14 protein-coding genes are annotated in these 23408 nt (G+C 44.4%); 6 read left to right on the top strand and 8 right to left on the bottom strand.

Annotation, left to right across the window (positions count from 1 at the left end; all coding sequences use genetic code 11):
* Position 1: 1 nt before the first annotated feature.
* A complete protein-coding gene (ricT, locus tag V3V99_09030; protein ID MEE9442797.1) occupies positions 2-838 on the bottom strand; it encodes a regulatory iron-sulfur-containing complex subunit RicT in 837 nt (278 codons plus the stop codon).
* A 215-nt stretch (positions 839-1053) separates the two neighbouring features.
* On the opposite strand from ricT, the gene V3V99_09035 reads away from it, so the two are divergent.
* Together V3V99_09035 and V3V99_09040 are read left to right on the top strand one after the other, a co-directional pair.
* Positions 1054-1551, top strand: coding sequence for a multiheme c-type cytochrome (locus V3V99_09035; protein MEE9442798.1), 498 nt, complete (start codon positions 1054-1056; stop codon positions 1549-1551).
* A gap of 150 nt (positions 1552-1701) precedes the next feature.
* Positions 1702-4863: a S41 family peptidase gene (locus V3V99_09040; GenBank protein ID MEE9442799.1), complete on the top strand. Its 3162-nt coding sequence runs from the start codon at positions 1702-1704 to the stop codon at positions 4861-4863.
* A 64-nt stretch (positions 4864-4927) separates the two neighbouring features.
* Here the strand turns inward: V3V99_09040 and V3V99_09045 are convergent, their stop codons facing one another.
* On the bottom strand, positions 4928-8257 hold the full coding sequence (locus tag V3V99_09045; protein MEE9442800.1) for a S41 family peptidase: 3330 nt from the start codon (positions 8255-8257) through the stop codon (positions 4928-4930).
* 451 nt (positions 8258-8708) lie between these two features.
* Positions 8709-10670 carry a von Willebrand factor type A domain-containing protein gene (locus V3V99_09050; GenBank protein ID MEE9442801.1) on the bottom strand — a complete coding sequence of 654 codons (1962 nt, stop codon included), beginning with the start codon at positions 10668-10670 and terminating at the stop codon, positions 8709-8711.
* 204 nt (positions 10671-10874) lie between these two features.
* On the opposite strand from V3V99_09050, the gene V3V99_09055 reads away from it, so the two are divergent.
* The 4 genes from V3V99_09055 (at position 10875) to V3V99_09070 (ending at position 16788) form a co-directional block, all read left to right on the top strand.
* A complete protein-coding gene (locus V3V99_09055; GenBank protein MEE9442802.1) occupies positions 10875-11558 on the top strand; it encodes an epoxyqueuosine reductase in 684 nt (227 codons plus the stop codon).
* A gap of 3 nt (positions 11559-11561) precedes the next feature.
* A complete protein-coding gene (locus V3V99_09060) occupies positions 11562-12098 on the top strand; it encodes a DUF4416 family protein (protein MEE9442803.1) in 537 nt (178 codons plus the stop codon).
* Positions 12099-12161: 63 nt separating this feature from the next.
* Positions 12162-13424 (top strand): UDP-N-acetylglucosamine 1-carboxyvinyltransferase, encoded by a 1263-nt coding sequence (murA, locus tag V3V99_09065; protein MEE9442804.1) that lies wholly within the window; start codon positions 12162-12164, stop codon positions 13422-13424.
* 19 nt (positions 13425-13443) lie between these two features.
* On the top strand, positions 13444-16788 hold the full coding sequence (locus V3V99_09070; protein MEE9442805.1) for a hypothetical protein: 3345 nt from the start codon (positions 13444-13446) through the stop codon (positions 16786-16788).
* A 67-nt stretch (positions 16789-16855) separates the two neighbouring features.
* On the opposite strand, the gene V3V99_09075 is transcribed toward V3V99_09070, so the two are convergent.
* From V3V99_09075 to hemB, 5 genes are all read right to left on the bottom strand, one after another.
* Positions 16856-17248 (bottom strand): histidine biosynthesis protein HisIE, encoded by a 393-nt coding sequence (locus tag V3V99_09075; protein MEE9442806.1) that lies wholly within the window; start codon positions 17246-17248, stop codon positions 16856-16858.
* A 308-nt stretch (positions 17249-17556) separates the two neighbouring features.
* A complete protein-coding gene (locus V3V99_09080; protein MEE9442807.1) occupies positions 17557-19977 on the bottom strand; it encodes an AAA family ATPase in 2421 nt (806 codons plus the stop codon).
* Between the two features lie 126 nt (positions 19978-20103).
* Entirely contained in the window at positions 20104-21135 is a 1032-nt protein-coding gene (hemE, locus tag V3V99_09085) for a uroporphyrinogen decarboxylase (GenBank protein ID MEE9442808.1), read from the bottom strand.
* 22 nt (positions 21136-21157) lie between these two features.
* The gene (gene hemL / locus V3V99_09090) at positions 21158-22435 is read right to left on the bottom strand and encodes a glutamate-1-semialdehyde 2,1-aminomutase (protein ID MEE9442809.1); all 1278 of its coding nucleotides are present in this window, start codon (positions 22433-22435) and stop codon (positions 21158-21160) included.
* Complete coding sequence (gene hemB, locus V3V99_09095) at positions 22428-23405, bottom strand: porphobilinogen synthase (GenBank protein ID MEE9442810.1); 978 nt, start codon at positions 23403-23405, stop codon at positions 22428-22430. Before hemB ends, hemL begins: the two co-directional genes overlap by 8 nt.
* Positions 23406-23408 lie beyond the last annotated feature (3 nt).

Raw genomic sequence — 23408 nt, forward strand, 5'->3', positions numbered from 1 at the left:
TTTAATCGCGCCAGTTATTGAAAAATGATTTTTTATGGCGTTCTTTTATACGGATATCGTTAAGTGTGATTTTTTCCATTTCACCGTTTTCATGTTTGACCAGCATATATTTTTCAAAAATATTTATTGCCTCGACAATTCCAGTGCCTTTATCGGTAGTATATTCATCGCCCTGCTGCGGAAACTTACTGATAATCTCCTTATAATGTTCCGTTTCATAGGTCAAACAACATAAAAGTCTCCCGCAATTTCCCGAAATCTTCGCGGGATTGAGGGATAAATTCTGCTCGCGGGCAAATTGGGTTGATATCGGATCGAATTTATGTAAGAACGTACAACAACACTGCACTAACCCGCAAACTCCGAATCCGCCCAGTCTGCGTGCCGCGTCGCGTACTCCGATTTGGCGTAATTCTATGCGGGTTTTATAGATAGCGGCAAGATCCCGTACCAGAGCACGAAAATCAACACGCTCGTCGGCAGTGAAGTAAAATGTCAGCTTATTTCTATCATGCTGATATTCCGTATCAATTAATTTCATCTGGAGATTATGCTTGGCTACCAGTTTTTCACAACGCACAATGGCGCTTTTTTCATCCCGAGCATTTTCCTCCTGATTTTTAAAATCTCCAGCCGAAGCTGGCCTGAGGATAGATAATGGTTTCTCTTCGGGACCAATATAGTCTTCATTAGGCACTTTTTCGGATATTGTTCCTAAGTCCTCTCCCCTTTCGGCCTCGACGATTACTTTATTGCCTTTTTCAAGACTGTGATAGTAAGTATTGAAATAGTAACCCCGCCGATATCCTTTGAATGCAACTATATATAAATCAGGCATATTTGCTCCTAAACCGAATAGTATGATATAATCATCCACAGAAGTCAACAGGAAAGCGGTGATTGGCGGTATTGGTTATGGGGCAAATTGGAATTGTTTTTTAATTGGAGACTATTTTACTATTGATTTTGAAAACTATTTATATAGATTCTTGTACAAGAAAGTAGCGAAGATAATGATTTCACCGCAAGGGAAAAAGTAAAAGGAGTAGGCATATGCGTTTAAAAGGTATCATTGCTATCATCATCTTGATTCTTGTCGGCGGAACGTTTGTACTGGTGGGCGCCGATGAAGCCAAAAAGCATGAGTACGTTGGTGTAAAAAAATGCAAAGTTTGTCATAAAAAGGACGGCATCTTTGAATCATGGTCTGCAACTACCCACGCGACAGTATACGACAAGCTTACCGATGCTGATAAGGCCAAAGATGAATACAAAAAATATTATACAACTGGTGTTGACGTCAAGGGAGTTCTACTGGAAGAAGTTCAATGTGAAGCCTGTCATGGCGCCGGATCTGATTATAAGAAGAAAGCAATTATGGAAGATCGCGAAAAGGCGGTCGCCAACGGCCTGGTAATCCCCGATGAGAAAACCTGTAAAAAATGTCACAACGAAAAAGCCCCGGGTAAGCTTGGCGAAACCGGCAAAACATTTGATTTTGTCAAGATGAAAGCCAAGGGCGTTCACGCTATGCGCGAAAAGAAGAAATAAATATCACGTCAAAACGCCCCGAACGGGGCGTTTTTTTTTGCATGTTATTCAGTTATTCGCTCCCCAATTACAATATTGCATCAGTTGACATTATCCGCAATTCTATATAAATTTGAACTCTAACCAAATATCACAGATTGGAGAGTCGCCTTGAAACAATCAGCCAGTATTTTTGGAACCCTTCTTATTTTTTTAATTTCATTTACAATCTTAACGGTTGCCGAAGATATCAAATACGCGAGATATCCTGCCTTATCTCCCGACGGATCGACCATAGCTTTTTCATATTTTGGAGATATCTGGACGGTACCGTCCGGAGGAGGGGAAGCTACCCGCCTGACAATACATGACGCGGTTGATGCTCGGCCGTTTTATTCACCTGACGGAAAATATATCTTATTTACCTCATGGAGATTTAACAATGCCGATGCTTTTATTATCCCCGCCGAAGGGGGCCAGGCCCGGCAAATCACCTTTCATACATCCTACGATTACGGCAGCGGATGGACCCCGGAAGGCGACTCGGTAATAATCAATTCGGGCCGGGAAGGAAGATACGATATATACAAGGTTGACTTAACCGGCGGTACACCCATCAAGTTGACCGGTTATCATTATGCGTCAGAATACAACGGACGAATTACTCCCGATGGCAAGTATCTCATCTTTAACGTCGGCTCTACCCGATGGTGGCGGCGAGACTTAAAAGCCAGCATTCCCGCCAATATTTATATCCAGGATCGCACCAAAGAAAAATTTACATCAAGGCGTCTAACCAATGAGCCACGCCATAATTTCTGGCCCGCTTATAATGCCGAACGAAGTGAAGTTTATTATGTTTCATGCCCGGGTAATTGGGCGCAAGTCTGGAAAATTCCTTTCGGCGGAGGCGAAGCGGAGGCACTAACTAACTTTAAAGGTGACGGCGTTCAATGGTTAAACTCCAATCCGCAGGGCACCAAGCTTGTATTTGAACAGGGGTTTGATATATGGCTGTTTGATCCAGCCGACGGCAAACCAAAACGTATTCCAATATCTATTCGTTCCGATGAGCGATTTAATCTGGTCGAAACAAAATTATTCAAAAGTGATATCGATTGGTATTCGATTTCCCCGGATGAGAAAAAGATCGCCACCATAATTCACGGTGAAATTTTTATACTTCCGGCCAAGGACCCTGAGGACGGATTTAGAATCACTAATACGCCGGCCCGGGAAATTACGCCGGTATGGGGAAGCGATTCTAAAACTCTATATTATTCATCCGATCGCAACGGCAACTATGATTTATATAGCGTTGATGTCACTACAAAAGAAGAAAAACAATTAACCTCATCCGATGAAAACGATGTCAAGCCGCTGGTGTCCCCCGATGGCAAATATCTCGCCTTTTATCGCGGATTGAACAAATTAATGCGGTACGATATTGAATCCGGAAGCGAAACGACCTGGATTGAAGGCAATTTTTATGATTTGAGCCTTGAACCGGATTTTGAGTATGATTGGTCGCCCGATTCGAAATGGCTCACTTTTACGATGACTGGCCCCACCTATGAAATGCATATTTACGCCATTACGCTTGATGGTGAGCCTCAGCTTTTGTCCAAATCCTCCGGATGGAGCTTTGCTCCTCGCTTCTCAAAAGATGGTAAAATTGTGTACTTTTCAAACTATTTTGAAGGCGATGTCAATACATATAAAATTGATTTGCAGCATGAACCTCTCGAGTTCTACGAATCATCCTTCGATTCTCTGTTTATCGAAGAGCCTGAAGACAAAAAGAAAGAAAACGGCAAAGATAAAAAGGATAAAAAAGACAAGGATGATAAGGACAAGTCAGCCGAAGAAACTATAATCGATTTTACTCGCATTGAAAAGAGAAGGTCTTTGGCCTTTAACTTATCCGGTTCCAGTAGATCACCCGTTTTAGCCCCCGACGGCGAAAAATACGTGTTTGTCGCGTCTCTATTAGGGGAACCCGAACTATGGTCGGTCAATACTGAAGATAAAATAAATCTGAAACAGCTGACTCATTCAAAATCGCGAAAGTCTCTTCTTCGCGTATCAGAAGATTCAAAATCCGTTTTTTACCTTGAGGATGATAAGATTAAGAAAATCGGAATAGATGGTAACAAGAAGAGTACCGTCAGCTTCTCGGCAGTCATGGATATTGATCTTCAGGAGCTCAATCGGCAAAAATTCCGCGAATCCTGGCAAATGCTGAATTCATTTTTTTATGATAAGGAATTCCACGGTACCGACTGGGATGACGTTCGTAAAAAATATGAACCTTTGGTGGATCATGTTCGCTCCGACCGGGAATTCAGAGATGTGGTTCTTGAGATGATGGGTGAACTACGGGCCTCTCATTTAAATATTTACTCTCGCGACCCCGGAACGAATCGTCATATCGTAACCACTGAAACAGGTATTTTGCTCGATTATGAGGAGTTGGATGAAAACGGCGAATTTCGAATTGGACGCATTGTTCCCGAATCCCCGGCGGCAATCGCGGGAATTAAAGCCGGACAATATATCGTCAAAATTGATGATCATAAATTAAAATCAGGCGATAATTTCTTTACATATCTATCCGGTAAACGGGGTAAGCGTCTGACGTTAACAATCGGCAATAAAGCCGGAAAAGAAGATACCAGTATCGTCATTAAGCCGATTTCGAGAGGCGCATTAACTGGGCTAAAATATAATGAAATTATAGAAGACCGGCGACGCTTGGTAGATTCGCTTTCCGACAAACGATTGGCATATATCCATATTTCGGCGATGTCGAGCACCTGGCTCCGGCGTTTCAAGCAGGAGTTAATCGCTTATGCCGAAGAAAAAGATGGGTTGATTATCGATGTGCGTGACAATGGCGGCGGTAATATCGCGGTTCATCTTTTGGGGATGCTGGCCAGAAAACCATTTTTCATCAGGAGCTTCCGCGATTTCCCGACAACTTCTGAAACCAAATATCGCTCTAAAGCGTTCGAAAAACCAATGAACGTTCTTATAAATGGCGGGTCGGCGTCCAATTCTGAGATTTTTGCCGAAGGTTTCAGAGAATTGGGATTGGGTAAAGTTATCGGGGAACCGACCGCCGGAGCAGTTATCGGAACGGGCAGTTATTACTTGATTGATGGTACTCGCATTCGCCGCCCATCAACCGGAGCCTATACAGTAGATATGGAAGATACCGACTTAGCTCCCCGGCAGCCGGATATTCTGGTGGAACGCCTTCCGGATGATTTTATGAACGGCAGAGACCCACAATTAGTCCGGGCCGTAAAGGAACTTCTTAAAGAACTGTGATGGGTTTATATCAATAAAAAAGCCCTGAACAAAAAATTCGGGGCCTTTTTTAATTATCCTTTGATTATCTTTCTTCGGGGATTCCCGGGTGAGGCGGCAGCGCTACCGGTTCCTCCTTAATCTTTTTCAAAAGCATTTCTATTGCTTCCGATAATTGATCATCGTATCCTTTTGCCAATCGCTCGGGTGTATTATCTACCTCAATATCCGGAATAACGCCTTCATTTTCCATGACCCATTCGCTGTTCATTGAATATTTGGCGAATTGCGGAACATATATATACCCTCCGTCAGGTAATCGGCGTAAACCGGTTATACCGACGACTCCTCCCCAGGTCCTCATACCCATGACGGTTCCCAGCTTATAATACTTGAAAAAGTACGGGAAGTTATCACCGTCGGAGCAAGAGAATTGATTGCACAGAGTTATCATATGTGCCGTAACCGCGGTTCCCGGACGGGGGCTGGGATTTCCGTTACGGGATGTATTAACGCCAGAGAGTTTTTCCTTTAAGCGATCGAGAACCAATTGTGAAACGAAACCGCCTCCATTCCAGCGTACATCTATGATAAGTCCTTCTTTGCGCAACTGATGATAAAACATCTGATTGAATCGCACCAAACCATAACTGCCCATATCAGGCAAATGAATATATCCGATTTTGCCACCGGAAACTGAATCGACATAAGCCCTGTTGGATTCGACCCAATTATAATACCGTAAGTCACCTTCCGATGCCAGCGGGTCAATTACGACTTCGCGAGCGTCATCCAAACTCGGCCGATCATTTACCGTCAAAGTAATCTTTTGATTCGCCTTATTTTGGGTCAATTTATAAGGATTCGTATCCGCCCTAATCTCCTCGCCGTCGATGGCCAAAAGATAATCTCCCTCATTTATATCAACATGCGTTTCCGTCAACGGAGACCTCAATTGTCCGCTCCAGTTTTCACCTTCAAGAATATTAACCATTTTAATGCGGTCATTCTTTTCATCTATCTCAAAATCACAACCAAGCAGCGCAACTCGGCTCGAAGGCGGTTGATAATAATCTCCTCCCCCGGTATATGTGTGTGAGCAACATAACTCGCCTCGCATTTCCCCAATGAGATAAGTCAAATCGAAGCGGTGAGCGACATACGGAATTAAGGCCCCATATCTTTCCCGCATGAGTTCCCAATCCACACCATGCATATTGGTATCATAAAAGAAATCGCGGTCGCGCCGCCAGGACTCATGAAACATTTGAGCGTATTCGTCCCTGCGATCCAGCTTCATATTCATCTGTGAAGTATTTAACTGATTGTCCTCAAAGCTCGCTTTACTGCCTGAAATATCCACGATATGATAAGCGCCGCCGCGAATGAGAAGCATGTTTTTGCCCTGGGCGTCGAGAACATACCCGCCGATATTTTTTGCGAAGCTGTGGTTTTCCTTTTCGGCAATATCATATTTATACAAGGTGCGCTCGCCGTCGGTGATACTTCCCCGCAAGCCTCTCAGAGGATTGGATACATAAAATACTGCTTCCGAAGCAGCCGCCAAACCGGAATAATTCCCGGCCGGTAAATCGAACGCAATCTGGCGATCATATATTCCCTCGAAATCAATCCTGATTTCCTTGGAATCCTCATCCGATTTACCGTTATTATCTTTTTTGCCTTTCTTATCTTCTTTCTTATCCTTTTCTTCATCTTCATTTTCATCTTCATCCTCATCCTCATCCTCATCTTTTGCAACAGCGACTTCGTCGCTTTCAGGCAAGAACGGAGATTTGTCATCTGCATGGAGAAGAATTAAATATAAATTGGTTATCGCTGTATTTACGTATTGAAATTCGTAACTTCCCAGGAGAGGATTGAAAGATCGCTGTGAAAGGAAATAGATATATTTTCCGTCGGGATCAAATACGGGGTTGTAGTCTTCAGTATAACCGGGCGTGATCTGCCGGGCGCTCCCATCATCAATGGCATACACAAAAATGGCCCGAATATTATTCTCAAGATTCTTGTCATAGACTATGTAACGGCTATCGGGTGACCAGTCGTGGCCGCCAATTCCATTTTTATCATGGTCTATAAGCGTGATTTTTTTACTTTCGATATCGACATAATACAGCTTATTATTTTTATCTTCAAAAGTCAGCATTTTGCTGTCCGGCGACCAGGTTCCCATGTAACGGAAACAATGACCATCGTTTGTTAAGCGAACCTTTTCCTTCCCATCCTGGGATATCAAATAAAGTTCATCTTCCCCGGTCTCATCCGATAAATAAGCGATCCACTTCCCGTCGGGCGACCAAATCGGCGCTTTATCATGCGCCCCGGAACTATTAGTCAAATTCCGAGTATTCCCTTCTTTAGCCGGAACCGTAAAAACATCGCCCCTGGCCGAAAAAACAGCGCGTTTTGCATCCGGGGAAAGATTGAAGTCATTAATACTGTTACCCACCGAAATAAATTCCGGTCGGATAGAGTTATAATCGGATATCATATCGATTGAGATTTTTTTAACGGTTTCACTTGGTAATTCCAGTAAGTATATATATCCGCCGTTTTCAAAGGCGATGGCATCCGGTCCCAGGCTTGGCCAGCGAACGTCAAAATCGGAAAAATTCGTTACGGCTCGGGTTTCACCGGTGGCAATATCATAACAATAGAGGTTCAGCCGTCCATTCCTATCGGAATTATAATAGATTTTATCTCCGAACCACATCGGCATATTGTCGGTACCGACCCAATCGGTTATCTTTTGAGCCTCAAGGCTTTCCAGATCAAAAATCCAGACATCCTGAGCCATTCCGCCTTTATACCTTTTCCATGTTCGAAAATCACGGAACTTGGGACAATAAACGACTTTTTTGGCATCAGGAGAAAAACTAGTAAATCCGGCCCATGCCATCGGTAACGGTTCAGGCAATCCGCCCGAGGTTTTAACCAGGTACGCTCGGCCCTGCCAGACGTCGAGCTCGGCTTTTCGGGAACGGAACAATATCGATTGGCCGTCCGGGTGCCAACCCATTACTATGTTTTCTGGTCCCATGCGCTCGGAAGTTCGCGCCACCCCCGGATGGAAAGTTAGCTTCGTTGGCAGGCCTCCCTCAAGAGGCATGTAATAAACGGAGAAATCGCCGTCATATTGCCCTGTAAAAGCGATTTTGCTGCCGTCGGGCGAAAATTTAGGAAATAATTCCAATCCTTCATCCGCAGTCAAGCGCATTGCCGGGCCGCCGTCTCGATCAACAGTATAAATATCACCGGCATAAGCGATAGCGATCTTATCCTTACTTACATCAGGGAAACGCAAAAGTCGATCTTCATCCGCATAAGAATAAACCCCCAACATTGTCACAATCAATAGCCCCAGGAAAATTGCCAGGCGTGACTTAATCATTGGTTCCTCCTCAACCGAAAGAATAATTCCGCACTTAATAGTCCTGTGCTAATAACTATACCATCAAAAAAATAAACCTAAATCTATATCAATGCGGCGGGATTGGCAACCCGTGAGCAATAAAAATATTTTTAATTCGATAAAAATAAAAATGGTCGATGGAGAGAGCACGAACTCCATCGACCCGAATCCCGCCATTAATGCCATCCCATGAGGGGAAGAAGTAACGACGAGAATTATTTTTCTGATTTACTATTTGAAACGCACTTGATTGTCAAATCTTTGATATTTTAATGTGCTCTGCCCCGATAAACGTCTCCCTCTATTAAATAACCCTCCCCATTAATCGCTATCGACAATATAAGTTATTATCCCTTTTTTGCCAAATAATTTTTATTTTTTTGACAAAAAAAGGGATTCAGCCCTCATTATCTGAATCCCTTTTTTAATTTTATCTTTCGGCTAACTCATCTTCAAGCCTTTGAGTCGCCAAAATCATTCTTAAAAGCTCAACAATTCCAAAAATTTCAGAATTTCTTTTTATCCTGCGAGCGATTCTATAAACGTCTTCCAGACGTGACTCCTTGGCCCAGTAGGACTTACGAAGAATTTCCGCCAATTCGGCCGAAACCGCGGCCAATTGAAATTCCGGAGAGGCCGCTGCAAAATGCCTGCGAATCATCTTTCGATTTATCCGTTTGCTGAACTCAGTAACTTCGAAACCGACCGGATCTTTATACCTGATATAAACTTTACCGATTGGGCCATGGTTTTTGTACTTATGGAATTTAATTTCATACAGAGCCGTAACGGTATGGCCAGCCCCAATTTCACCGCCGTCTTCTTTGTCGTCACGGAATTTATTGTCAGCGACATCCCTGTTTTCATATCCCAGCAAACGATAACTGCGGACAACATCAGGATTGAAATCGACCTGAATCTTGACGTCACGGGCAATAACTTGCAGATTACCGGTTAAATTCTCGACAAAAACACGATGAGCCTCCTTGAGGTTATCCACATAGGCATAGTGGCCATTGCCTTTATTCCCCAGTTTCTCCATCAGGATATCATTGTAATTGCCCATCCCAAAACCGATTGCCGAAAGCGTAATCCCAAAATCAGCATATTCTTTAATTTGTTCCAGGATGGCATCAGGGCCGCTCCTGCCGACATTGGCCACCCCGTCACTGCAAAGGATAACCCGGTTAATTTTACCCTTTTCAAAATTCCGCCGGGCCATTTGATATCCGAGGACTATACCTTCTTCGGCGTTGGTCGCACCACCGGGTTGGAGGCACTTAATTGCCCTTTCAATCTCCTGGCGATACCGGATTGACGTCGGCTGAAGAATTTCACGCCCGTGATTACCGTAAACGACAATACCGACTTTATCGTCGCGGCGGAGTTCATCGAGAAGCATGAGAAGCGACCTTTTTACCAATCGGAGGCGATTTTCTCGTTTCATTGACCCGGAAATATCGATGACAAAAACGAGATTGGCCGGTTTCCTCATTTCATCCGGGATTTCCAAACCCTTAATGCCGATCCGTAAGAGAGTACAGTTTTGACCGAATTCGGAGGGGGCCCCTTCGATATTGACGGCGAAAGTCTTTTCAAACGGAGCCGGATAGCGATAATCAAAATGATTGATAAATTCCTCGACTCGGATGGCATCGACCGGGGGCAGCTCACCCCGATTCAAATATGACCGAGCCATAATAAACGATGCATCATCGACGTCGGTGGCAAAAGTCGAAAGATGATCGTCTTCGGTATCGACAAACGGATTGACGCCGTAATTTTTGAAGAACATGGCATCGAAAGGCTCATCATTGACAATCGAAGATCCTCCATGAACCGGCGGAATTTGTACTTCCCGACAATAACCCTGAGGCCCGCCATTATAATGTACCTTGCTGCGTGAAGCGCTAATTGCATCACTGGATGGTTGATAATCGGCTGACGGAATTCTAATTTCATGGATGGACCCAGAGGGCTTTACAGAAATTGTTCCGGTCTGATTAAAATCAATCCCTTTACGCTTGCCCGTTACGGTGACGACTTTTCCAATCTCTGATTTACCCGGCTTCATCTTAATATCCCGCTCGGTAACTTTTCCCGCTGTTACTTGAACATCTGTCATCTCAACCGTCTCGAATCCGGCGGATGAAAAAACAAGAGTGTAGGTTCCCGGCGGAACCGAGAGAATAAGGAATTTTCCGTCCAAATCGGTTTTGGCTCCCATCGTTGTGCCTTTGATTTGAACCGATACTCCGGCGAGGGGATCGCCGGTTTTGGCGTCAATAACGGTTCCTTTGATCTTTCCGGCATCTCCGGCGGCGGCGAAAAACACTGTGACGGTGAGGAGAAGGGTGAGGATCAGATGTGGTATGCATGATTTGATACGCATAATCCACCTCCATGAGCTTAAGTGTTATAACGATGTTCTGAGGGGATTACACTTATAAGACGTTTTTCTTCCCGAAAATGTTTAGTTGCTACGAAATTTTACATCTTATTGATTTAAGATCGTAAGGAATCGAATGTTATGCTTTCCCCTAAATCCCGCCCTTTTAGTTGACTTCGGTATTGCGAGCCTCTACCATATAAAACTATGAATTTGGCTCAGGTTAAGAACAATTTGAGAGATCTGGTTATGGAACTCGGCGCGTCTGCGTTCGGGATCTGCGAATTCGGCGACCTGGTTGAGAATTTTCACCCTGAAATCAGAGACAAAGCCAAAAAACTGCCTTTTGCGATTTCAATCGGTGTTTCTCTGCGTAAGGCAGTCATGGATACGCTCGTTGATCGCCCCAACGATATCTACAAATCGCATTACCGCACAGCCAACGCTGTTATGGATAATATCACGTTTCATTTAGCCAAACGTATCGCCGAAATGGACCGGAGCGCGATTCCGATTCCGGCTTCGATGATTGTCACCCGCTATCCCCTTCTGGCTCATGTCAATCACCGGGAAATTGCATGGAAAGCCGGGCTCGGTTGGCGGGGGAAAAATAACCTTCTTATAAATCCCCGATACGGTGGACGGATTCGGCTAACGACGATTCTGACCGATTTGGAGCTTGAACCGGATGAGATTATCGAAAATGACTGCGGCGATTGCAAAGCCTGCATAAAGAAATGTCCAGCCGGGGCAATTGGTGATTCGGTGGATAACTTTTCTCTGGAAAAGTGTCAGGAGCAAGTCGTTTATTTCTCGAAGCAAAATAATTTCGGACAGCTTATTTGCGGCCTATGTCTTAACTTTTGTCCCCATGCACAAAAGAGTGAATAAAAGATGACGAAAAAAACTAATATCGAACCGGTGAAGCTGTTCGCGGGATTCATCTACAGCGATATCGAAACTTTGAAACAGGTTTTGGAAATACTCGAAAATAAATTTGGGCCGGTGGAGTTTGAATCGGAGCATTTCGATTTTTCGCATACAGTGTATTATAAAAAAGAAATGGGCGCGGATTTGAAACGCCTGTTTGTATCGTTTGAAAAACCGGTCATGCCCGACAATCTCAAGGATATTAAAAACGAGACTAATTCCATTGAACGCAAATTCGTCAATGCCGACGGCGGGCGTTTGGTCAATATCGACCCGGGATTGATTGGTTTGGCTAATGTAATCCTTGCCTCAACCAAGGAATATTCACACAGAATTTATTTGGGCAACGGAATTTTTGGCGAAATAACGCTTCTATATGAAGATAACTCTTATCGTCCCTTAAAATGGACTTATCCGGATTACCGTACCGCCGATACAATCGATTTTTTGCAGCGCGTTCGGGAATCATTGAAGGATTTTATAATTAAATTCAGGCAATAAGAAAATTAGCGTACACCTTTTTGATATAAATATTGTATAACTTGTATGGGGTAGGAAAAAACTATGGATAAATTCTTAATACGCGGTAACAAACCTCTTTCGGGAAAAATAAAAGTGCAGGGCGCCAAGAACGCGGCCCTGCCGATAATAGCCGGATCACTTCTTGTCAAGAAAGGTGAAACGGTCCTCAAAAACATCCCCCCTCTCAGAGATATCGATACCCTGACGGCCATGTTGACTCATTTGGGCGCGAAGGTGAGCTATGACCGCAATGAAGGGGTTATGACCATTGACGCCTCAAATCTTACCAGCAATAAAGCGCCTTATGATCTCATGCGTAAAATGCGGGCCTCGTTTTTGGTACTGGGCCCTATCCTGCAGAGAATGGGCGAGGCAAGAGTTTCTCTCCCCGGTGGATGTGCCCTGGGACCGCGGCCGGTCGATTATCATATCAAGGGATTCGCCGGACTAGGCGCCGAAATTTCAGAGCAAAAGGGATACGTCATCGCTCGCGCAAAACGTTTGAAAGGCAATGCTATTTATTTTGATCGTCCCAGCCATACCGGAACTGAAAATATCATGTTCGGCGCGGTTATGGCTAAGGGAACGACACATATCATAAACGCCGCCTGCGATCCGGAGGTGGTAGATTTATCTAAATTCTTAACCAGGGCCGGCGCGAAAATAAAAGGCGCGGGGACACCCCGTATGACTATAGAAGGGGTCGCGCAATTAAAGCCCGTTAAACATACCGTCATGGGAGACCGTCTTGAAGCTGGTACCTTTTTGATGGCTGCTATGGCCACAGGAGGCAACATCATTGTTAGCGGTGCGGAAACATCTCACCTCGAAATAGTGTTAAAGAAATTAGTGGAGGCAGGCGCTGAAATCAAGGATATAAAAAATGGTATTAAACTTGCCGCCCCGAAAAAAATAAAATCTGTTGACGTGGTTACTTTCCCGTTTCCCGGGTTTCCCACCGATTTACAGGCCTGCATGACCGCTCTTTTATCGAAAGGTGATGGAATCAGCCGTGTCCGCGAGACTGTTTTTCAAGATGCTTTCACGTACGTGATGGAATTAAACCGCCTGGGAGCCGATATCAGCGTCACCGCCAACGAAGCCGCCATAACCGGCGTAAAAAAATTGACGGGAGCCTCAGTTATGGCTCCGCATATACGGGCCGGAGCCGGGTTGGTTTTAGCCGGGCTGGCCGCCTCAGGGCAGACTGAGGTATTGAGAGTGTATCATATTGATCGGGGATACTATCGATTGGAGGAAAAGTTGCGGGCGCTGGGCGCCGATATTAATAGAATAAGCGACTGATTCTGAAAGGATGATCAAAATGAGATATATCGCGGTAATTACTGCAGTGCTGCTTATTTGCGGCTTTTCTATAGCTGGGGCACAGGACACATACTTTGGCAAGAACAAAGTACAGTATCGAAATTTCGACTGGAATTATATTCAGTCGGAACATTTTGATATTTATTTTTATGACGGTGAATATGACCTCGCCAGGTTTGCCGCCGAAGAATTGGAAAAATCTTATTTAATAATTTCAGAACAGCTCAAGTATTTTGTTGCCCGTCGGATACCGGTATTCATTTATAGTTCGCATAATGACTTTCAACAAACAAATATAATCGGCCAGGATATCTCCGAGGGTATTCAAGGTTTTACTGAAGTCTTCAAAAACCGCATGGTTGTACATTTCATGGGCTCATATGCCGAATTAAGGCATTTACTTCACCATGAATTATCGCACGCGGTCGCTTATGATATGATTTACGGGCAGTTTTTCAAATCTCTAATCAGTTCTTCCCGTCTTTTTGTAATCCCCTTGTGGCTGGCCGAAGGATACGCTGAATATACTTCCAACGGCGGCTGGACGGCTGAGGCGGATATGATGGTCCGCGACGCCACCGTTCACGGATATTTACAACCTCTGGGATATATGGGAGGACTCGCCTACACCGAGGGGTTTGCTTTCGTCAAGTATATTGTTGACAATTACGGTATTGAAAAAACCGGTGAAATATTCAAAAAAGGAAAAGCGCTAATCTCAATCGATAAAGCCCTGAAATCATCTCTGGGATTGGATTCCAAGGAGCTATTTGAAAAATTCAATAAGGAAATGAAAAAGAGATACTGGCCCGATATCGCATCTCGCGAGGAACCCAGAGATTTTGCCAAACAATTAACTCATCAAGGGAAAGATGGCTCCTTTTACAATGAAAAACCGGTATTTTCACCGGACGGCCGTCTCCTGGCTATATTCACTAACCGTAACGGATATTCTGAGATTTATTTAATCTCACCCATCGACGGAAAAGAAATCGCTCGGCTGGTAAAGGGAGAGCGCAACTCCGCTCTTGAATCGCTGCGCTGGTACACATCAGGCATGTCATTTTCACCCAACAGCGAAAATTTGGTCTTCGTCGCCAAATCCAAAGGCGAAGACGCCCTAAACTTTTTGAAGATCCGAGGCAAAGACATATTTCTATCAAAGAAATTCGGACTCAAATCAATAATTTCTCCTGCCTGGTCACCTGATGGGAAAATGGTCGCCTTTACGGCCCTGGATAACGCCAGCCGCAATATCTATTTATATCATCTGGAGCAGGATCGGTTATTGCAATTAACCAATGATCTTTACGACGATATTGATATTGCCTGGTATCCAGATAGCAAGAGAATTATTTTCAGCTCTGATCGACCCCATCCTGAAAATGGTGTCGAGATATCTGACGAGGAAATGATTTTTGGCTATTATAATCTTCATTCCTTAAATCTGGATAATGGAGACATTACCACGATAAATGTCGGCCCTGGAAATAATCGGGAACCGGTCATTTCGGCCGACGGCAAAAAGATTGCATTTATATCCGGCCGCAACGGCATTGACAATATCTATGTACATTATGTTGATTCTGCTCGTTCATTGGCGGTAACCGATGCTATTACCGGATTAGCCTCTCCGAGCTGGAATGACAAAGGAGACAAATTAGCTATCTCGACTTTTTATAAGGGCGGTTTCGATGTTTATGTGATGTCAAGAATGGAGCCCAAAGGTGAAAATGGTATCCTGACCTTAACGGATTTTGCCAAAGGCAAGTTCGACAACACCGTTGAATGGGCTCGCAAAAAACCGGAAAGTGAACATGTAGAATTAAGTCACATCGGATTGGCGGCAACGGATGAATCCCCGGTTGATCCGGATTATCCCATAAAACCGGACGAAGGACTATCAGAATTTACGCAGATTAATCCCGATGAAAGTGAATTATTAAATGCCTCTGCCGCAGGAGAGGATGATCCGAATAAAACGGACAGTGCTACCGATAGTTCCCATACTGCAATTCCTCCCGCGGAAGGGCCCTCATCCGATTCAGCCATTGTCCGCGATAAAACCGAGGAAACCGGAGAAGAAGATATCTATGTTTATCACGCTCCTCCCTCGGACGAATCTGTTTTTTCGCCTTCCGGTAAAATAATGACTGAAGACGGACAAGAACTGTTTGATGAAGAACCGGTCGATAGTCTTCTGGAAGTTGAGCTAAACAATAAATTGCCGGATGGAGAGTTTAGGATACGACCGTATAAAACTAAATTTACCCCGGATATAATTTCGGGCGGATTGCAATATGACACTTTTTTTGGCTTCCGGGGTCAGACCGTTTTCCTGTTTTCCGATTATCTCGGCGACCATGAAATTGTTATCGCGACGGATCTGATAAATACTATTGACCAATCGAACATCCAGGCTTTTTACAATTATAAACGACACCGGATAAATTTCGGAGGCGGTTTATTCCATACCAAGAATTTCTATATCAACGGCCGTAACGAATTATTTTCTGACCGGTTCTACGGCTTTGTGGGTTTGGTCTCGTGGCCGCGGTCGCGCTTTACTCGCCTTGACTTGAATTTAGCCACGTTTTTCGTCGACCGCCACAATTATGATAATCCCTTTGAGGAAAAAAGTAATATACGTTTATCCACGGCTTCATTAAGCTGGACGCATGATAACGTTTTGTGGGGCCTCACCGGTCCTGTCAAAGGTCGACGATTCAAATTTAGTGTGGAGGGAACTACTCCCGTTTTTGGTACCGAATCATTGGAATATTATTCGAGTGAGGTTGATTATAGGCACTATTTCCCGCTAAGCCGTTCATTTACATTCGCGTTCCGATATTCGGGCGGTTTTTCGAACGGGGCCTTTCCCAAGAATTATTATCTGGGCGGAAACGTCAACAATATCGGATCGGTATCGGTTGACAATAGCGTTTATGATGTTGAGAACCTCTATTTCTCCAACCTGATAACGCCTTTGCGAGGCTATGATTATTACGATCTGGTGGGTGACCGGTATAGCGTGGTGAACATGGAAATACGTTTCCCGTTTATTGACTATTTCGTCATGCGTTATCCTTTGAGCCTGGGAATTGCCCGGATACAGGGTGCGTTATTTTTGGATATGGGCGCCGCCTGGAACAAAGGCGACGACACCTTTACCTTTAAGGCCGCTAACGGCACCAAGTTGATCGGCATAAAAAGCGGGTTTGGGTTTGGAGCCCGCGCCAATCTTGGCTTTATTTTACTGCGTTACGATCTTGCCTGGCGAACCGATTTTGATTCCGTCGAGCCCCATACCAAACATTACTTCTCGCTGGGAGCCGATTTTTAATAATCTTAAAAGGCTATAAAAAAAGCCCGCGACAATGCGGGCTTTTTTGTTTCATCCAATTTGAATTTTAGCGGCGTTTGATTTTGCGTTTGGGCGCGGCTTTTCTTTTCATTGCCGTCATCCTTTTACGAGCCGTCTTTTTCTTAGCAGTCGCTTTTTTCTTTGGCACGGCCCTTTTAGGTGTAGCCGCTTTCTTCAAAGAAAGAGCAACCGCTTTGGATCGTACGGAACTCAGGGTTCTCTTCAGAGCTTTCGCGATTTGAGGATTGGGAGTCTTTTTGTACAGCTTTTTTAATTCGCGAATCTCAGCCGGTGTCCAGAGTTTGGCTTTCTTGACTACTTTTCTAGTAGTTTTTTTCGGAGCCGCTTTCTTCCAGGTTGTACGGGCTGGCTTTCGAGCGACCTTTCTAGTCGTAGTCTTCTTTCTGGGAGATGCTTTCTTTTTTGTAGGTTTTCGCACGGAAAAACCCTCCTATCAATTCCTCGCATCAATTATGGGAATGCGAGTGTGGTTAATGGTGTGTGAACTCTTTACTGTATTAAAAGTAATTCTTTTTCCTATCAAGTCAATACTAAAAACATCATCACATCATTTTTTTATCCGGCCGACATATCTTGCGCACATTTCGATGAATACTAATTCAAACGTCATGTTAAACGACGAAGATTCTCTATCGTTTGTATCAAACTTAATCGAGGAATCAATTATTCACTTATTATGATAAAGAACGCAAGCAAAGCGTCCCGATACATCATTATGCCTTTTGTCTACTTTATATAATCGCGCCAGGTATCGGCGAGCTCCCGAAGCTTTATGTCAGCCAGATAATTGATGGTATCTTCCGGATAATCGCCATCATCATTTATCTCGCCAGCGGGAATGCCGGTCAACAACTCTATCCCTTCGTCGATATTTTCGACAGCGTAGATATGAAATTTATTTTTCTCAACTGCTTCGATAATTTCATCTTTCAGCATTAATTCGGGTTCATTCTGTTTGGGAATCATGACTCCCTGCTCACCGGTAAGGCCGTTAATCATACAAGTATCAAAATAACCCTCAATCTTCTGATTGACTCCTCCGATTGGCTGAATCTCCCCCTTTTGATTTACCGAACCGGTTACCGCCAATGATTGATTAATCGGTTTGCCGGACAAGGCCGAAAGCAGGGCGTAAATTTCCGTTGATGAAGCTGAGTCACCGTCAACTCCGGAATATGACTGCTCAAAACAAAGCGATGCCGTAAATACCAGAGGACGTTTACTCCCGAAGCGATGGCGCATGAAACCGGTTAAAATCAAAACACCCTTATCATACAAGCGACCCGATAGCGAGGCTTCACGCTCTATATTTATAATGCCGTCCGCTCCCGGTGAAAGAGAAGCGGTGATTCGGGTCGGCCGCCCGAAAGAATGCTCTCCCAGGTCATAGACCGACAAACCGTTGATTTGACCGATTTCCCAACCGGTCACGTCAATAAGATATAACGCCCGCTGATACATCTCATGCATCTTGGTCTCGATAAGATTGACTCGGTTTTTCTGCATGAGAATGGTTTCTTTTATGATTTCACGATCAATTTTGCTTTTGCCGTTTTTTCGCGCCAGCCATGATGATTCTCGAATGACATCGGCGATATTGGTAAAGCGAGTCGATAAACGGTCGTGACGCCCGGATAGTTTCACGCCAAATTCCAGGAGTGCTGCCAATCCCGAATGATTCACATCCATCAAATCATCTTCATAAACGATCTTTTTGACAAATTGAGCATATTGATTAATCCCCGACTCATCATTTTTCATAACATTATCAAACTCGGCTTTGACTTTGAAGACTTTCTTAAAATCGGCGTCGGCTCGAAACAATGTATCATACACCCGGCTTTCGCCAATCAAAATCACCTTGACATCCAAATCGATTTTTTCCGGTTTCAGACCGCTGCCGCTCATAAACGGCGTATCAATATTTGAAATAACGAGATGCCCGGAGCGCAGAGTCCGTTTCAGCATAGGCCATAATTGAGGATCATTAAACAGGTCAATCGCATTTAGAACTAAATAACCGCCGTTGGCTTCAAGAATAGAGCCACTCCTGATGCGAGTAAAATCGGATCTCCATCCCGAACCCGATGAATACACCCGCTCAATCGAACCAAAAAGATTCTTGTAAGTTGGAAATTCTTCTATAATGATCGGGCGTTTATTGAAACCATTGTTATCGACTAATAGATTCACGGTAAAAGCATTAAACAACGAACGGATTTTGGTCGCGCCATCTTGTTCAGCATTCTCCGCATCAGTTCCCCGAAACAAATCAAGTTCCTCAATCAGGATTTCGTTCAAGTCTGACAGGTATTCGCGTGTTTTTTCATCATCATAAAGATTTTTTAGAGTTTCTATTTTATCATTTACCAGGGGAACCACCAACGACGTATCAAGCTTATTTAACTCCTCTTCCAAATCGGATGAAATCTTTTTACTTTGGCCGGAAATTACTTCAAACTGCTTCGATAATTTTTCATATTCCGCTTTCAATTCCTTTAAATTGATTTCAGGGAATTTCCCCTCATCGGTTAATTTCTCCAATTCATTCAAAGACACCGGTTCATTATTGATAAACGGATGAAGGTCCGGCCGTACCGTTTGGCCAAATTGAAGCTGTACCAGAACAAATCCTTTTTCCTTAAGGTCTTTTTCAAAATCCTTAAACAACTCCTTTTGACGCGTCTCAAACTCGGTGATAATTCGCTCGCGTCGCTGTCGATAATTCTCGCCCGAAAATATTTTGGGAATAATCGTTACCAGGGAATCTATCAGATACGAAACGGCCTTTTTGAATTTGCGCCCTTCACCGGCGGCAAAGTACAACACCCGCGGAGAGTCGGGCATTTTGAAATTGTTCACATAGCAAATATCCTTAAGTTCAACCGTTTCGTCTTTTTCAATTTCATCCAGAAGAAGCTTTACGGCGGTAGTCCGTCCGGTACCGGGCAAGCCGGTTACGAAAATATTGTATCCTTTTGATTTTATCTCAAGCCCCAGTTCAACAGCGGAAATCGCTCGATCCTGCCCTATTATCCCGCAGCACGGTTCAATCTCATCCAAAGGCGTATGCTCAACCTTCTTCTCATCAAAACGGAAACGAAGTTTCTCAACCGGAATCCGCCATTTGTTATTTATTTCTGACATTGATAATCCTCCTTATTCGCACGAAGTATAATCGATTGTACACACAAACGCAAAACCCGCATCAGATATTCCATAAATTAATATACGCGAATAATAGTGAGTATTCAATTTTTGGGTTAGTAAATCTTATTTGTTATTGCAATTAAAGGCGTGAACCGTATCGACTAAAAGACGAACATTTTCAACCGGAGTTTCCGGCAATATGCCGTGTCCCAGATTAAAAATAAATCCATCCATATTTGCCGTCGCCTCAAGAATACGAGTAGCTTCGCGGCACACTAATTCACCGGGCCCAAATAGAATATGCGGATCGAGATTGCCCTGGAGAGCCTTTCCATCGAGTATTGTCGCCGCTGTTTTTATATCGGTCCTCCAGTCAACCCCGATCACCTCGCATTCAAGCTCGGCAATAATTTCCAGATAAGGGGAAGTATTATTCAAATAAAGTATGCGAGGGATACCTTCGGTTTTACAAATTTCAAATACGGTTTTTATAAATGGCAGAGAGTATTTTCTGTAAGCCTCGGGAGGTAAGGCCAGCCCCCAGGAATCAAATAGTTGCACCGCGTCAGCTCCGGCTTCAATTTGCGCCTTCAGATATTTTCCGGTTACTTCAGCCAGGTGACTCAATAAAGCTGTCGCTTCCGTTGGATAATTATAGACAAATTTCTTGGTTTCTGTAAAATTCAGTGTTCCGCTACCTTCAATTAAGTAGCAAGCTAAAGTAAAAGGGGCACCGCAAAAACCGATAAGCGGGGCGCGACCATCGAGACGTTTTTTTATCTCCTTTATCCCCTGTAAAGGATAAACCAGTTCATCGAGGGGGTTATAATTTTTGAGATCCTTAACATCTTGCGGTGAGCGTACGGTAGGCGATACCTGGGGGCCCCCCTTATCAAATGAGACATTCACCCCCAGCGGCTCCAAGGGAATCAAGATATCGGAAAATAGTATTGCGGCATCGAATCCGAAAATATCAATCGGCTGCAAAGTTACTTCGGTCATGTGCTCGGGAGAACGGCACAAATCCATAAATGAAATCTGCTCCCTAACGGCGCGGAACTCAGGAAGATATCGACCGGCCTGGCGCATTACCCAGATAGGCACGCTCTCATGAGGTTGACCAAATGCGGCTTGGATAAATTTATAATTCGACAATGAATACTCCGTATAATATCAATTATGCTTTGACCGCCTGACCTATTTTCTTTGCCGCTTCATCAAGCATATCGGCAGTATGCGCCAGCGATACGAACATTACTTCATAGCCTGAGGGAGGCAAATAAACTCCGCTATCCAGGATTTTCCGATGCACCAAATTATATTTCTCGATCGCGCCTGAATCAATCGCATCAGCGCGACGAGGAACTTCGGACTGGAACCATATCCAGATAATCGATCCCTGGCGAATAATGGAACAAACGATACCGTCCAGATTCTGCTTTAAGGCCTTTTTAAAATGTGAACCGAGATTTTCAAGTTTTGTATAACCGTCCCGATTCTCAAGGATATTAAGAGTTTCCAATCCCGCGGCCATCGCTACCGGATTTCCCGATAGCGTTCCGGCCTGATAAACAGATCCTAAAGGCGCCAGTTTATACATTATTTCACTCCGGCCGCCGAAAGCTCCAACCGGCATACCGCCGCCAATGACTTTGCCGAACGTCATCAGGTCAGGAACGATATCATACAACTCCGCGGCCCCGCCCCAACCTACACGAAAACCGGATATGACTTCATCAAATATCAGGAGTGACCCATTTTTTTCGGTTATATCGCGCAAAAACCGCAGGAATTCACGACGCTGTAAGAGCAAGCCATTATTGGCTGGTATCGGTTCAATCACGACGCACGCGATTTCATTTCCGTATTTATCAAAATATCCTTTAACCGATTCTTCATCATCGAGGTCTGCAATCAGCGTATGCTTGGCGAAATCGGCCGGTACACCTCCCGAAGACGGTTCACCCAGCGTCGCCAGCCCGGAACCGGCTTTTACCAGTAGATAGTCGCTGTGACCGTGATAGCATCCGTTAAATTTGATAATCTTGTCCCGACCGGTAAAACCGCGCGCCAGGCGAATCGCTGACATAACCGCTTCCGTCCCCGACGAAACGAACCTGATACTTTCTATCGGGTTGATTTTCCCAACGATTTTCTCGGCCAGCTGAACTTCCAACTTAGTCGTCGCTCCAAAACTGGTGCCCTTCTCAGCCGTTTTCTTAATTGCCTCTATGACTTCGGGGCAGGCATGACCCAAAATGAGCGGACCCCAGCTACAGCAAAAATCTATGTACTTGTTTCCATCATAGTCGTATAGATACGCGCCCTCGCCTCGTTCTATAAAGGGAGGATTACCTCCCACCGCCGAAAATGCCCGAACCGGTGAATTGACCCCGCCGGGTGTTACTTTTATAGCGCGACTGAACAACTCTTCAGATTTGTGATAATCAGACAAACCATTCTCCTGTTAAGGCATCACGTAAATGATAAGTCAAAATTATATCAGCTCCGGCTCGGGTAATTGCCGTCAAATTTTCCAAAACTAATTGACTTTCCTCGACTATATTTTCTCTGGCCATCACCTTAACCATTGTATACTCGCCCGAAACATTATAGGCCGCTACGGGGAGTTCGCAATTATTTCGAAAATCTGAGATAATATCCAGATACGCCAGAGCCGGCTTCACCATGACGATATCGGCCCCTTCTTCAACATCCAGAGAAAGCTCAACTATCGCTTCACGGCGATTACGCCAATCCATTTGATAACCTTTACGATCTCCCTTGTCGGGAGCTGAATCGCAGGCGTCCCGAAACGGACCATAGTACGATGACGCGTATTTAGCGGTATATGCCATAATCAACGTATTAGAAAATCCATTTTCTTCCAGAGCCTCTCGAATAAAACCAATCCGACCATCCATCATATCCGAAGGTCCCAGGCAATCACATCCCGCTTTAGCCAATGATAACGCCATCAGCCCCAGCACAGGCAGAGTTTTATCATTGTCAATTTCACCGTTGGTAATTAGACCGCAATGCCCGCTATCGGTGTAGGCGCATAAACATACATCGGCGGCGACAAAAAGGTCATCCCCATATTTATCTTTTAATGAACGAACCGCCTGAGTGGCTATCGAGTCATCACCCAAAGCCGAGGATGCCTCGGCGTCTTTATAATCCGGAACGCCAAACAGCATTATCCGGCGGATACCCAGTTTATAATCTTCATCAATCGACTTTAATAGAGAATCAAGAGACTCGCGATATATTCCGGGCATCGACTCGATCTCATGTTTTATGCCCCTACCGTCGCATACGAAATAAGGCTGAATCATTCCATCGACATTCAATCTCGTTTCGGCGAAAGTATCTCTGATAAGGTGAGTTCGCCTTAATCGGCGTGGCCTATATAAAAAATCAATCAT

It is taken from the genome of Candidatus Zixiibacteriota bacterium (assembly GCA_036480375.1).
In the GTDB taxonomy this organism is placed as follows: domain Bacteria; phylum Zixibacteria; class MSB-5A5; order GN15; family JAAZOE01; genus JAZGGI01.

Bases quoted from the DNA above. Each gene is read 5' to 3' on its own strand.
- V3V99_09055 (MEE9442802.1), top strand. From the start codon at position 10,875: ATGAATTTGGCTCAGGTTAAGAACAATTTGAGAGATCTGGTTATGGAA.
- V3V99_09045 (MEE9442800.1), bottom strand. From the start codon at position 8,257: ATGATTAAGTCACGCCTGGCAATTTTCCTGGGGCTATTGATTGTGACA.
- V3V99_09050 (MEE9442801.1), bottom strand. From the start codon at position 10,670: ATGCGTATCAAATCATGCATACCACATCTGATCCTCACCCTTCTCCTC.
- V3V99_09060 (MEE9442803.1), top strand. From the start codon at position 11,562: ATGACGAAAAAAACTAATATCGAACCGGTGAAGCTGTTCGCGGGATTC.
- V3V99_09080 (MEE9442807.1), bottom strand. From the start codon at position 19,977: ATGTCAGAAATAAATAACAAATGGCGGATTCCGGTTGAGAAACTTCGT.
- murA (MEE9442804.1), top strand. From the start codon at position 12,162: ATGGATAAATTCTTAATACGCGGTAACAAACCTCTTTCGGGAAAAATA.
- ricT (MEE9442797.1), bottom strand. From the start codon at position 838: ATGCCTGATTTATATATAGTTGCATTCAAAGGATATCGGCGGGGTTAC.
- V3V99_09070 (MEE9442805.1), top strand. From the start codon at position 13,444: ATGAGATATATCGCGGTAATTACTGCAGTGCTGCTTATTTGCGGCTTT.
- V3V99_09035 (MEE9442798.1), top strand. From the start codon at position 1,054: ATGCGTTTAAAAGGTATCATTGCTATCATCATCTTGATTCTTGTCGGC.